Origin of the sequence: Bacteroides cellulosilyticus DSM 14838 (genome assembly GCF_000158035.1) — a bacterium.
GTDB lineage: Bacteria > Bacteroidota > Bacteroidia > Bacteroidales > Bacteroidaceae > Bacteroides > Bacteroides cellulosilyticus.
The window spans coordinates 833,343-845,163 of the sequence record NZ_EQ973492.1 but is presented as its reverse complement, the minus strand read 5'-3'; the positions used below and the strand labels follow the sequence as shown (position 1 = coordinate 845,163).

General features: G+C 44.0%; 11 protein-coding genes. 6 read left to right on the top strand and 5 right to left on the bottom strand.

The annotated features are described in order from the left end of the window. Positions 1-1,027: diacylglycerol/lipid kinase family protein (locus BACCELL_RS21580; protein WP_007214205.1), on the bottom strand; the 1,027-nt coding region annotated here is incomplete at its 3' end. A gap of 210 nt (positions 1,028-1,237) precedes the next feature. On the opposite strand from BACCELL_RS21580, the gene spt reads away from it, so the two are divergent. The 3 genes from spt to BACCELL_RS21565 all read left to right on the top strand — a co-directional run bounded on the left by spt (position 1,238) and on the right by BACCELL_RS21565 (position 4,352). Then, positions 1,238-2,425 carry a serine palmitoyltransferase gene (spt, locus tag BACCELL_RS21575; RefSeq protein WP_007214203.1) on the top strand — a complete coding sequence of 396 codons (1,188 nt, stop codon included), beginning with the start codon at positions 1,238-1,240 and terminating at the stop codon, positions 2,423-2,425. Positions 2,426-2,540: 115 nt separating this feature from the next. After that, positions 2,541-3,104, top strand: a complete 564-nt coding sequence (locus tag BACCELL_RS21570; protein ID WP_007214202.1) for a Crp/Fnr family transcriptional regulator — start codon at positions 2,541-2,543, stop codon at positions 3,102-3,104. Positions 3,105-3,200: 96 nt separating this feature from the next. Continuing rightward, a complete protein-coding gene (locus BACCELL_RS21565; RefSeq protein WP_007214201.1) occupies positions 3,201-4,352 on the top strand; it encodes an acyltransferase family protein in 1,152 nt (383 codons plus the stop codon). A gap of 132 nt (positions 4,353-4,484) precedes the next feature. Here the strand turns inward: BACCELL_RS21565 and BACCELL_RS21560 are convergent, their stop codons facing one another. The 4 genes from BACCELL_RS21560 to BACCELL_RS21545 all read right to left on the bottom strand — a co-directional run bounded on the left by BACCELL_RS21560 (position 4,485) and on the right by BACCELL_RS21545 (position 9,043). Then, positions 4,485-5,630 carry an OprO/OprP family phosphate-selective porin gene (locus tag BACCELL_RS21560; RefSeq protein ID WP_007214200.1) on the bottom strand — a complete coding sequence of 382 codons (1,146 nt, stop codon included), beginning with the start codon at positions 5,628-5,630 and terminating at the stop codon, positions 4,485-4,487. Then, on the bottom strand, positions 5,630-6,718 hold the full coding sequence (locus BACCELL_RS21555) for a 2-aminoethylphosphonate--pyruvate transaminase (protein ID WP_007214199.1): 1,089 nt from the start codon (positions 6,716-6,718) through the stop codon (positions 5,630-5,632). The genes BACCELL_RS21560 and BACCELL_RS21555 overlap by 1 nt, the downstream gene beginning before the upstream one ends. Before the next feature lie 22 nt (positions 6,719-6,740). Next, positions 6,741-7,538, bottom strand: coding sequence for a phosphonoacetaldehyde hydrolase (gene phnX / locus BACCELL_RS21550; RefSeq protein WP_007214198.1), 798 nt, complete (start codon positions 7,536-7,538; stop codon positions 6,741-6,743). Positions 7,539-7,687: 149 nt separating this feature from the next. Next, complete coding sequence (locus tag BACCELL_RS21545; protein ID WP_007214197.1) at positions 7,688-9,043, bottom strand: DUF5690 family protein; 1,356 nt, start codon at positions 9,041-9,043, stop codon at positions 7,688-7,690. 186 nt (positions 9,044-9,229) lie between these two features. Here BACCELL_RS21545 and BACCELL_RS21540 point away from each other — a divergent pair, with 186 nt between their 5' ends. The 3 genes from BACCELL_RS21540 to BACCELL_RS21530 form a co-directional block, all read left to right on the top strand. Continuing rightward, positions 9,230-10,111, top strand: a complete 882-nt coding sequence (locus BACCELL_RS21540; RefSeq protein ID WP_044154181.1) for a hypothetical protein — start codon at positions 9,230-9,232, stop codon at positions 10,109-10,111. Positions 10,112-10,241: 130 nt separating this feature from the next. Beyond that, on the top strand, positions 10,242-10,928 hold the full coding sequence (locus tag BACCELL_RS21535) for a hypothetical protein (RefSeq protein ID WP_007214195.1): 687 nt from the start codon (positions 10,242-10,244) through the stop codon (positions 10,926-10,928). A 42-nt stretch (positions 10,929-10,970) separates the two neighbouring features. Then, a partial coding sequence (locus BACCELL_RS21530; protein WP_007214194.1) for an aminodeoxychorismate synthase component I occupies positions 10,971-11,821 on the top strand: 851 nt, incomplete at its 3' end.

Genomic DNA, 11,821 nt, shown 5'->3' with positions numbered 1-11,821 from the left:
TTTTCGTTAACTTCTTAATCTGCTCTTTACTCTTATCCAATATCATCTTATTCTTATGCACAATCTCCTCATTGATCTGCTTCAGGCCATTTATATAATCCTGTGCCCGTTGCAATACATTCGAAGAGTCTTTTTCGGCATACCGGGGGATGATAACCTGCAATCCTTCTTTGATTACCTTTACGTCAATGTTTTCTCCCATCATCATCGGGTCCCCGTCAAAGTGCACTACTCCTGGTTTGGTACGGTGGATGCGCAGCGTCTGGCAGCGGAAAGTTTTGATGCGGCTATTTTGGTCTATAGTCTTATTAAACAGTTGGAAAGACAGGGAGGGCACATCCAGCACCGTGAAAGGTTCAAGGATGGTCACGTCCAGTAATCCGTCCGTCAGCATGGCCTGTGGAGCTATGTACGCATTGTTTCCGTATTGCGAAGCGTTGCCGCAGGCTATCAGGAAAGCCTTATACTTTAAAGTACCGTCTTCCGTTTCCAGTTCATAAGTTTCGGGCTGATACTTCAGACTCTCCAGCAGAGTCTTTTCTAAATAGGTAAGAGGGCCTCTCCTGCCCGCCTTTGCAAACTTCAGGCTGACAAAAGCATCAAAACCCACACCGCAGGTACAGAAGAAAGGCACTTCATTGATTTTTCCGTAATCGATGACGTCTATAATTCCTTCGTTGATGATTTCTATCGCCTTTTTGGGCTCCATCGAAATTTGCAGATGGCGTGCCAGTCCGTTTCCCGAACCACACGGAATGATGCCCAATGCTGTTTTTGTATGCACCAGCGAACGGGCTATTTCGTTGATCGTGCCGTCACCGCCAATAGCCACTACAGCATGCACATTTTCCTTTGCTTTTTGTGCAGCAATTTCAACAGCATGTCCGGCATATTCGGTATAGATTACCTCTTGGACATACTTTGCCTTATCCAGCTTTTCATCGAGCAAATGGAGGATTTGCTCTTTGCTCTGCGTACCGGATTTCGGATTTATAATGAATGATATTTTCTTTTTTTCTTCGTCCATGCAAGGGTTGTTTCACTATGCAATTTTATAAATGGCAAAAGTAATACAAATACTTGAATTTTTAACCATAGAGTGGGCTTTAATCCATGGGCAAATATATTTTTTAGTAAAAAAAGAACAGATAAGCACATATTTTGCTATCTTTGCCCCCTGTTTTCAAAAGGCTTGTAATTAAGAGTTAAATATTTCATATTATATAATAAACATTTCATGGGATTACTACAAGACAAATTGGCGAAATACGACCTGCCACAGCAATATATGGCAATGGGCGTATACCCCTATTTCCGCACAATTGACAGCCATCAGGATACTGAGGTGTTGATGGATGGTAAAAAAGTCCTGATGTTCGGTTCGAATGCTTATACAGGACTGACTTACGATAAAAGAATAATAGAAGCCGCAAAAGCCGCCACAGATAAATACGGTACAGGTTGTGCAGGTTCCCGTTTATTAAATGGAACTCTTGATATACATGTAGAGTTGGAAAAAGAACTGGCTGAGTTTGTCGGAAAAGACGATGCACTCTGTTTTTCCACCGGATTTACTGTAAATGAGGGTGTTATTCCGCAATTGACGGGACGTAACGATTACATTATCTGTGACGACCGCGTGCACGCTTCCATCGTAGATGGCCGCCGTCTCTCCTTTTCTACTCAATTGAAGTACAAACATAACGATATGGCCGATCTGGAAAAAGAACTCCAGAAATGCGAGCCGGATGCTATCAAACTGATCGTGGTGGATAGTGTTTTCTCTATGGAAGGCGACCTTGCCAACCTCCCCGAAATCGTACGTTTGAAGAAAAAATACAATGCCAGCATCATGGTGGACGAAGCACACGGATTGGGTGTATTCGGAAAACAAGGACGCGGTGTTTGCGATCATTTCGGTGTGACGGATGATATCGACCTGATTATGGGTACGTTCAGCAAGTCACTGGCTTCTATCGGTGGTTTCGTTGCCGGAGATGCTTCGGTAATCAACTGGTTGCGCCACAATGCCCGTTCTTATATATTCCAGGCAAGTAACACGCCTGCTGCTACGGCTGCTGCCCGTGAAGCTCTTCACATCATTATGAACGAACCGGAACGTCAGCAACGTTTGTGGGACATCACCAACTATGCATTGAAGAAATTCCGTGATGCCGGTTTCGAAATCGGTGAAACTGAATCTCCTATCATTCCGTTGTATGTGCGTGATGCGGAAAAGACATTTATCGTAACTAAGATGGCGTTTGACGAAGGCATCTTCATCAATCCGGTTATTCCGCCCGCTTGTGCACCGCAAGATACGTTGGTACGCGTAGCATTGATGGCTACTCACACCAAAGAGCAGGTAGACTATGCTGTTGAGAAGTTGACGAAATGTTTCCGTGAACTCGGAGTGATTGAATAAGGATTTTCCTGAAATCAGATAAAATGAAAAGAGACTGTCTTCAAAAGGCAGTCTCTTTTTTTTAGGAATTGATAAAATTATGTAAGTTTGTAGCAGAATACTGAATTCCTATTCAATGAAAAACATCATTAACAAGATCAGGCAAGTCTATCCGGTTTCCGACGAAGCACTTCAGGCATTGCAGGCAGATATGCAGGTAAGATATTACCCTAAAAATACTTATATAGTGCACTCGGGGGTAACGGACCGTCTGGTTTATTTTATTGAAGAGGGAGTTGCCCGTTCCGTATTTCATCACAACGGACAGGATACTACCACCTGGTTCAGCCAGGAAGGTGACATTACTTTCGGTATGGATTCGTTGTATTACAAACAGCCGTCAGTAGAGAGCATTGAAGCTCTTTCGGATTGCAAAATCTATGTCATCCATATAGACAAGCTGAATCTTCTTTACGAAACGTACATCGATATAGCCAATTGGGGAAGAATCCTGCATCAGAATGTAAATAAGGAGCTTAGCCATATGTTTGTGGAGCGTCTTCAGCTTTCGCCCAAGGAGCGGTACGAACAGTTTAACCGGCGCTATCCCGGATTGATAAACCGGGTGAAGCTGAAGTATGTGGCTGCTTTTCTGGGTATTTCCATTTATACACTTAGCCGGGTGCGTGCCCAAAAATAAGTATTCGCCGGTCTTTTTTGCTTTTGAGCAAAAAAACTTCAGATGGCAAGCTGTATCTTTGCCATCTGAAAATATTAACTTAATACTAAGAAACAAATGTCTAATACCCCCTCAGCAGCATTTTCGGATACCAAGGCGCATTACGATCTTCTGGATGGACTTCGTGGTGTAGCGGCCCTTATGGTGATATGGTATCATATATTCGAAGGCTATGCTTTTGCAAGCGATACCATGATTACAACGTTCAATCATGGATATTTAGCCGTGGATTTTTTCTTTATCCTTTCAGGTTTCGTTATCGGCTATGCCTATGATGACCGTTGGGGTAAGAGTCTTACAATGAAAGATTTCTTTAAGCGTCGTTTGATACGTCTTCATCCTATGGTGATAATGGGGGCTGTTCTGGGTGCTATTACATTCTGTATTCAGGGCTCCGTGCAATGGGATGGAACACATATCGGCATCTCCATGATAATGCTGTCTCTGCTCTGCACGATATTCTTTATTCCCGCAATGCCGGGCATAGGTTATGAAGTGCGTGGCAACGGTGAGATGTTTCCGTTGAACGGGCCTTGCTGGTCGTTGTTCTTCGAGTATATAGGTAATATTCTTTATGCCTTGTTTATCCGTCGCTTATCCAATAAGGCGCTGACTGTGCTCGTTGTATTGTTAGGAGTGGCATTGGCGCTATTCGCAGTCTTTGATGTTTCCGGTTATGGAAATATAGGTGTGGGCTGGACGTTGGACGGTGTCAACTTTGGCGGCGGATTATTGAGAATGTTGTTCCCGTTTTCTGTGGGTATGCTTATGTCGCGTAACTTCAAGCCTATGAAGGTGAAAGGTGCGTTCTGGATATGTACCATTGTATTGATTGCTTTGTTCTCAGTGCCCTATCTGGAAGGTGCGGAGCCGATTTGTACAAATGGTGCTTATGAAGCATTTTGTATTATCGTAGCTTTTCCCGCCCTTGTATGGATAGGAGCATCGGGAACTACTACGGATAAAAAGTCAACTCAGATATGTAAGTTCCTGGGAGATATCTCTTATCCGATTTATGTGATACATTATCCGTTCATGTATTTGTTCTATGCATGGCTGATTAAAAATCAACTCTTTACTTTGGGAGAAACCTGGCAGGTTGCTTTATGCGTTTATGCCTTGAATGTAGTGTTGGCTTACCTGTGCTTGAAACTGTATGATGAGCCTATACGAAAATATTTGGCTAAACGGTTTTTAAAGAAGAAGTGATTACGCCCTTTCAGGGTTCAGGTCGGGGCTGAGATCGCGATGCCCCACTACTCTAGTACACATTATTTTTCATAACCTTTCATTTTCAATATAATTATGGGTCGCATGATATAATCTTTAAGAAAAGAAATATTATAGTATAAACTGGAATCTTGCCTGCAATACACTAAAATTCTTGTCGCTTATCTCCCGAATGTATTTTCCGGGGATTACATAACTGTAGTTTACTTTAACCCCTATATGCTTGTTTATGTAGTAATTCAATCCCAGAGAAAGATCCTTTTGTGCTCCGCCTAATACTTCCGCAGTCCGGTCGTTCATATCTACGATATTGAAACGTCCGCAGAGTTCGAGCGCACGACCTATAGGGCGGGAAGGACATGCCGGAGCTGCATCATAGTCATAAGTATCTCCTATCAGGAGCCACGAACATTGCACATATCCACCCTGTCCGGTATAGTCGGCAAGGGCATTCCTGCGTTTCACTTGAGTACGGATATATTCGCTTTGAAAGAAGAATTTTCCGTAATAGATCAGCAGTTCAGTACCCAGCTTCACTTGATGGCGGGCATTATCCACTTCCGCATAAATCAGGTTACGATTGTCGATAGTACTCACTCCGGCAGATTTATAGATAAAGGTACTCCTGTTATCATCATCCGGCAAAGCACCATCGGGAGTGCGATAGATAGCGGCAATACCGAGATGCAATAGCTTTCCAGCTTCATTTACAGGTCGGTAAACAAAACGTCCGTCTACGGCATAACCTTGCGAGGTGTTCTTTAAGTTACTGATATCGTTGTCGGTAAACAATCCTCCGCAAGCATAATAATGCGTGGCATTGTAAGTGTAGGCAACTCCCAGACGCCGACTGTTGGTCATGGCAAGCACAGAACCGGGTGACTGATGGAAACGTAGGTCGAAAGTGCTGCAAAGCATATCCATAGTGAAAGGTTCGTAGAATTGCCCTACCTGGATGATATGCTTACCGGAAGTGTAAGTAGCGAAAGCATCTTTGATAGAAACCTTGCTGCCTACATAGCCTATTTCCACTTTCATGTCCCAGCGCTGGTAAGTGGCCTTCATGCCTACGCGCAGATCATTGAATTCCGTACCGTTACCGAAATGATTGTCATTCCTGAGATAAACACCGCCATCCATAAGCATGCGGCCGGTTACTTTGTACTGTAATTTGTCGGAGAGAGTTTCCTGTGCTGTGGCGGTCAGAGAAGTGACGACCGCCAGCAGGCACAGGGAGGATTTAGAAAGGTAATTCATTAGTAAGAAGTTTGTTGGACTACTTCTATCAGACGTGCGAAATCTTCAGGATGTACATCTCCGATGTTGCCGATGCGGAAAGTATCTGCCTGGGATATCTTGCCCGGATAGATGACGAAACCTTTTTCTTTCAGTTGGGTGTAGAAAGAATTGAAATCGAAACCTGCTTTCGGGTAAAGGAAAGAGGTGATGATGGGCGACTGGAATTCGTCCGGCAGCAAGGTTTTGAAGCCAAGTGTACGCATTCCTTCTACCAATATGCGGTGGTTTTCGCAATATCTCTTGTGGCGGGCGGCTACTCCTCCTTCTTCTTCCAGTTCGGCAAGTGCCTGCTTGAAGGCTCTTACTACATGGGTGGGTGAAGTAAACCTCCATTTGCCATGTCCTTTTTCCATCGTCTCCCATTGGTCGTAAATATCGAGTGAGAGTGAACGGGAAACACCCTTGCAGTGTAACAGTTCGGATTTGCGGGCTATGATAAAACTGAAGCCGGGAACACCCTGGATGCATTTGTTGGCACTGCTGATCATGAAGTCGATACCTAATTCATACATATCCAGAGGTACACCGCCAAAGCTGCTCATAGCGTCTACAATCAGCTTTTTGTTGTGGAGCTTCACAATGTGGGCAATCTCTTTGAGAGGGTTCAGGATACCGGTAGTGGTTTCGCAATGTACTACGGCTACGTGGGTGATATCTGAATTGTTGGATAGGTAATCGTCTACATAGTCAACGGAAACCTGTTCGGTTTCTTCGAAAGCAAGCATATCGTAGTTGATGCCGTGATATTCGGCAATGTGCCCCATACGGTCACCATAAGCGCCATTGCTGAGGATAAGCAGTTTGTGCTTGGGAGTGATAACGCTGCCGATAACAGCTTCCACGCAATAAGTGCCGCTTCCCTGCAAGAGTACGGAAGTGTATTCATTGGTGGCTGTGGTGGCAAGGGCAACGAGGGATTTGCGGATTTCTTCTACAATGTGTACGTTATAGTCGGCGTCCCATGTACACCAATCGGTCATCATGGCTTCTTTTACGGTTTCTGACGTGGTTAATGGGCCGGGGGTTAATAATAAATAGGGTTTCATATTGGTTTGATATTTAAAAGGATTAATAATTCGTATTCAGTTTATGATTGATAAGTTCTATGATTTGGGGAAGCTCTTCGATGTTGTCCACCACATAGTGGGCGCCTGCCAGAAGCATGCGCTGTCTGACTTCTGCTTTCCGGGCAGCGAGCGTTGCGGGAGACATTTGCTCTACTTCCTCCTGGGTTAGTCCCAGTTCGTTACTGCCGAGTATGATACCGACGGTCCAGACTTTGGCATTGATACCCTCTTTGATGTCGGCAATGGTGTCACCGTACTTCAGAACACAGTCTGTTGAAGGGATGGCAAGATCGATCATGTTTTGGTAAATCATATAAGGGAAAGGACGTCCGGCAGGCAGGCCGTTGGGAGTGACACACTTGTCGGTGGTGTAACCTTTGCGGGCTGCATTGGGGAGCACTACGTCCATCATGGCTTGGGTGTAGCCGGTGGTGGAACCTATTTTGATACCTTGTTTTCTCAGTTCGTTCAGGGTATCGATGACTCCGGGAATGGGGTCGGTGTAGTTTGCCAGGGAAGCAAAAAGGTATTCCTCGAATTTGGCGTTCATATCTGTTACGTCCTGTTCGTTCCAGGGGCGGTGATAGAGTTTCTCAAACTCCTCGCCTACTCCGCCCATCTTGAACAGTTCGCGGATGTGGTCTATCTTGGCCATTCCCATAGGGCGGCGGGCTTGTTCCATCGTGATGTTGATGCCTATTTCATTGAAGGCTTTCAAGAAGGCGGCTACCGGAGCGAAACATCCGTAATCGACCGCAGAGCCTGCCCAGTCCATAATGATACATTCTATTCTTTTCATGTTTACTTGTTATTTTATAATGAGTTGTTTAATAATAAATTGGGGTTTATCTATTTTTGTAAGCCTTTTAGGCTATCTGCAAAACTTGAATTATTCATCTGTTGAATTATTGCTTATTGCGATAAAATGTTCTTATTTCTCTTACTTTTTTAGCTGGGCATCACAGAAAATGCAGATTGCAGCATTTCCGGTTTCTCTTCTACCGCACGTCCCGTGCGCAGGAGTTCTTCTTTCTTATATCTCTGCACCAGATAGACAATAGAACAGCTGAATGCTACGGTACAGATTATTCCTACATAACCGGACATCTGGTTGTAAAAATCGAGCCAATTGATATCCGTATTAAAGAATTCCTTGAACATCAGGACGAGTACAGTACCAGTATATCCGATGAAATCAATAGTCACAATAAAGAATCCTACATTTCCTTTTATCTTGAAGCATGCTATGAAGCGGTCGAAAAATATGCTTTGAAAACAAAGGTAGGCAATGTAAAGGCTCAGACTCTGGATGAACAACCAAGTCACGGTGCTGAGTTGAAGCGTATCGTAATTGAGTGATACGAAACTCATGGTAGCCGTTCCGGCAACCACCATGCTCAAGAGGATGACCAATACTTTGATATTACTCTTTACAAAGACCATCATTCCGAAAAGTGCCAGGATGATAAGAGTAACAACACTGTCGATCTGTGCAAACAGCCAGGAAGAGTGTCCGCTCATGTCGATAATCTTCACCAGGAAATCTTCTTTAATATCCCGGAGGATAACCAACAGAAGGTTGGCTACGAACAGGAGGATCAATACAGGCATGAAGTTGCGGAACAGTTCTTTGCGTTGTTTTCCGTTGAGAGTGACACGCTGGCTCTTTTCGGCAATGTCTTGTTGGGTGGGTTGCGGCAGGCGATTCAGGGTGTAACCCAGCAAGGCAAGCAATGGCAGGGCAAAGCCACCGATGAGAGCGGGCATCCAGAACTCTCCTACATGCAGGGTGTTCATAACGAACAGTCCGATAGATTTTGCCACGCCGGAGCTGATGACAATACTGATACCCAAAAGGCTGGCAAGAATATCGGTGGTGCGTCTGCCTTCGATGAAGCTGAATATCACGCCCCACATGCAACCCAGTGACAAACCGTTGAAGAACATGGCGAAGATATTATAAGGAGCGGGCAAGAGTCCGAAGAGAACCAGGGAGAGTTCCGCTACCAGAATGGAAGCCAGGATGAACTTCATGCGGTGCTCCTTCTTTAATTCGGAAATCAACTTGATACCGACAAACTTGGCGATGAGGTAGCCCAGAATCTGGACGATGGTAACCAATACTTTATAATCCAATCCGAAGGCATCCAGTCCGTCGAAGGAGGCAGCGGTGAAAGGTTTGCGAAGCGCATATACTAAGGAGTACGAAAGAAGCGCTGCACCTCCTGCCCAAAGTATGAATACAAGATCGGATATTTTCTTGTTTGAAAGTAGTTCCGTTTTAATGTCGGTAATTGTTTTCATTTTATTCTCTTTTGATTTCGAGGGCAAAAGTAGAAGGATGATGTTACAGAAAAAATGAATATTTATTATTAATACATTTAATTATCGGATAGAAAATAAAGTAACATTAATGTAACATTTATGCAATCGGAATATAACACAAGTGGGTGTTCTTTGCAAATTAAAAACCAAAAACACTTACAAAATATGGAGGAACTATTAGAGATATATAAGCGGATAGAAGATCTGCGTAATAAAGGGGTGAAAATGAAAGATATAGCTGACAAAACGAATATGCCCGCCAGTGTGCTTTCTTCTCTCTATTCAAGTGTGCTGCCCACCTTTGCAAGATCGGTAAAGAAAGGAATGATGGAAGAAGAAGCATTGGACTATGCCCTGTCTCAGGTGAATAATGTTTCTAAGAAACGTTTGCTCGGCAACCTTACTGAAATGAAAGGGCAGTTACTGGAACTGGAACCCGTGATAACCGGTAACCAGAAGGAAATTCCATTCGTCAGAATGTTGACCGAAGAGATGAATCATTCGGCACAGGAAGTGTATAATTATAGTGGTATATATATAAGTTATAGTCTTTCGTCTTCGAGCGATTGCCTGAAGATGGAACCGTATCTGATTAGTGCCTCCGAAAACAATGACTATGTACAAGTGACTCATATGAGCGCTTACAACACAACACACCGGGGGATCGGGTTATTAAATAATCATCAGAATGCATATATCATCTTCAACGAAAGGGAGGCTCCGCAGCTTGCATTATTCACCATCTACTTGCAACTGCCCATGTACGACTATCCGTCTATGCTGAAAGGGCTTTACCTGAGTCTGGACTATAACCGGAATCCGATAGCCCGGCGGATTGTTTTCGTGAAATATTCCGATAGCACCAGCATGGATGATTTTATTGAACTGAAAGGCGGACTGCTGACCGAGGAAGAACTGACACCGGAGCAAAAGGTCTATTTTGAATATACATGCCGGGGCGGGGATTATATAAAAACGTGTACGGTGCCCTCCCCTCACCTGAATGGTGACGATCTGGAAAGGGAAAAGAAGATGCTGAAACTGTGATTCTGCTAATAAGAATATAACGACGGTGTGTCTTTTGTTACGGTTTTGCAGTTTTTCTTATCATCTTGCTTTGATATTGAAAGTTTTTTAGTATGTTTGCCGCATTATTAATGAAAAACACGTCTTTTCAATGAAAAAGCAAGATTTCCTGTTTATTATTCTGGTGGTGGTAGTCTTTCTACCCTTCTTTTTGAGTGACGCGGTTTATGACTGGTATAAGTCGTTCAATGCTGCACATGGTATGGTGATGAGCTTTCTGAAGTTTGCCATTCTGTCTTCGTTGGGCGAAGTGCTGGGATTACGAATCAGTGCGGGAGTGTACAACCGGAAGGGCTTCGGTATTATTCCGCGCATGGTGGTATGGGGCATACTCGGTATGGGTATCAATGCCGCTATGATTATCTTTTCAAAAGGTGTGCCGCAGTTCATGGAGTATATGGGAATGGCAAATGCTGCCGCAACGTTTACAAGTGAAGCGATGTCTCTCGATAAGGTGCTGGTGGCGCTGGCCATATCGGTAACGATGAACACAATCTTTGCTCCGGTATTCATGACTTTCCATAAAATAACAGATACGCATATCCTGATGTGCGGCGGTTCTATAAAGAGTCTTATCACTCCTATTCCGATGACAAAAATCATCACCGGACTGAACTGGAACGTGCAATGGAACTTCGTCTTTAAGAAGACAATCCCGTTCTTCTGGTATCCTGCACACACCATTACTTTCATGCTTCCGCCGGATATGCGCGTATTGTTTGCGGCATTGCTGGGCATTGTGCTGGGAGTATTGCTGGCAGTGGCGGCACGGAAATAGTTTTTTTATTACCTTTGCTTCCTGCTAAACGAAAATAGATGTATGAAACTATATAGTAAGCAGGAAGCAATCGCACGCATGAATATGCTGGCAGGCTGTTCAAAGTCGTTTGTCTTTCTGATTGATTATTCGCAGGAACAGGTTTATGTGGAAGAGACGGCAGAGGTCTCACCGGAGGAGTTGATATATAACCTGAATGGATTTACGAATGAAGCAGTTGCCGGTTTAACGGATGAATTGCCTCCGGAGAGTTTGCCGGAACAGATAGAATGGATCTCACAGCCTGTTTCTTTTCAGGAATACAGTGGTGCTTTCGGACATGTGAAAAAGAATATTCTTGCCGGAAACAGCTTCCTTACGAATTTAACTTGCCGGACTCCGGTACAAACCAATCTGACTTTAAAGGATATATATTGTAACTCCCGTGCTTTATATAAAGTATGGGTAAAGAATCGTTTTGTAGTTTTCTCTCCGGAGATTTTTGTTCGGATAAAGAAAGGGACTATCAGCTCTTATCCCATGAAAGGTACGATAGACGCTACCCTGCCCGATGCCGTACAAACCTTGATGAATGACGGGAAAGAAGCGGCGGAACATGCTACGATTGTGGATCTGATCAGGAATGACCTGAGTATTGTGGCATCTCATGTCCGGGTGGAGCGTTATCGCTATATAGATGTGTTGCAGACAAATCGAGGACCGATATTGCAGACCAGTTCGGAGATATGCGGTGAACTTCCAGAAGATTACAAACGGCAGTTAGGTGATATTCTTTTCAGTATGTTGCCTGCCGGTTCTATTACCGGTGCACCCAAAAAGAAGACGATGCAGATTATTCGTGAAGCTGAAGGATATGAACGGGGATTCTATACGGGAATAACCGGATATTTCGA

What these genes read in the sequence shown, in the direction of transcription:
- phnX (WP_007214198.1), bottom strand. Translation starts at nt 7,538, where the DNA reads ATGAAAAGAATAGAATGTATCATTATGGACTGGGCAGGCTCTGCGGTC.
- BACCELL_RS21540 (WP_044154181.1), top strand. Translation starts at nt 9,230, where the DNA reads ATGGAGGAACTATTAGAGATATATAAGCGGATAGAAGATCTGCGTAAT.
- BACCELL_RS21570 (WP_007214202.1), top strand. Translation starts at nt 2,541, where the DNA reads ATGAAAAACATCATTAACAAGATCAGGCAAGTCTATCCGGTTTCCGAC.
- spt (WP_007214203.1), top strand. Translation starts at nt 1,238, where the DNA reads ATGGGATTACTACAAGACAAATTGGCGAAATACGACCTGCCACAGCAA.
- BACCELL_RS21560 (WP_007214200.1), bottom strand. Translation starts at nt 5,630, where the DNA reads ATGAATTACCTTTCTAAATCCTCCCTGTGCCTGCTGGCGGTCGTCACT.
- BACCELL_RS21545 (WP_007214197.1), bottom strand. Translation starts at nt 9,043, where the DNA reads ATGAAAACAATTACCGACATTAAAACGGAACTACTTTCAAACAAGAAA.
- BACCELL_RS21555 (WP_007214199.1), bottom strand. Translation starts at nt 6,718, where the DNA reads ATGAAACCCTATTTATTATTAACCCCCGGCCCATTAACCACGTCAGAA.
- BACCELL_RS21565 (WP_007214201.1), top strand. Translation starts at nt 3,201, where the DNA reads ATGTCTAATACCCCCTCAGCAGCATTTTCGGATACCAAGGCGCATTAC.
- BACCELL_RS21535 (WP_007214195.1), top strand. Translation starts at nt 10,242, where the DNA reads ATGAAAAAGCAAGATTTCCTGTTTATTATTCTGGTGGTGGTAGTCTTT.